We start from the raw sequence: 719 nt of genomic DNA, 5'->3' as shown, positions 1-719 counted from the left end.
TTTGCATATATAGGCAATCATTCGCATACGCATGAATATTTATTAGATTTTTCTCATCTTGAATTTACGAAAGATATAAAAAATTCTATTAGAATATTTAGAGAAAAATTAGGTTATAATCCAATATATTTTTCTTATCCATTTGGAGAATACAATTTAGAACAAACTCAATTTATAAAAAATAATTTTAAATATGGCTTTGGTCAGCATTCTGGGGTTATAGATTTAACTAAAAATCCTTTTGAACTTCCTAGATTTCCAATAAACGAAAAATATGGCGATTTAGATAGATTTGAGTTTATTATCAAATTGTTTCCAATTCCATATAAAAATTTAATACCACAAGATAAATATATAAATAGCAACGAGAACCCACCAACTATAGAAATAGATTTTTTTGAAGAACAAAAAAATATTAAAAATATTAATTGTTTTTCAAATGAAGGTAACGAGTGGAGAAATTCAATCATGAAATTTGAAAAAAATACCCTCAAAATAGACTTTAGGGAAAAATTTATATTTAGAAGAGGTAGAGTAAATTGCTCGATTAAAGATGATGATATTTGGAGATGGTTGGGTATTCAAATCTCAGTTGAAATAAATTAAATTAAGTTTTTATATTTAACACTTAGAGGCATAAGTTTAACATCATCAAAATCTTTTAAAGAATTTTGATTAATAATCTGTTTTAATATTTTGGTGTACTCATCCCCTGTTTG

Annotated in this window: 1 protein-coding gene; it reads left to right on the top strand. The window is 24.6% G+C overall.

The features are described from left to right. The coding region (locus AMN80_RS00040; protein ID WP_179850256.1) for a polysaccharide deacetylase family protein at positions 1–606 on the top strand (606 nt) is incomplete at its 5' end. Between the last annotated feature and the right edge of the window lie 113 nt (positions 607–719).

Origin of the sequence: Candidatus Pelagibacter communis (assembly GCF_001179985.1) — a bacterium.
Classification (GTDB): Bacteria; Pseudomonadota; Alphaproteobacteria; order Pelagibacterales; family Pelagibacteraceae; genus Pelagibacter; species Pelagibacter ubique_J.
The sequence above is the reverse complement of the archived record's forward strand: the minus strand, read 5'-3'. Positions and strand labels throughout refer to the sequence as shown.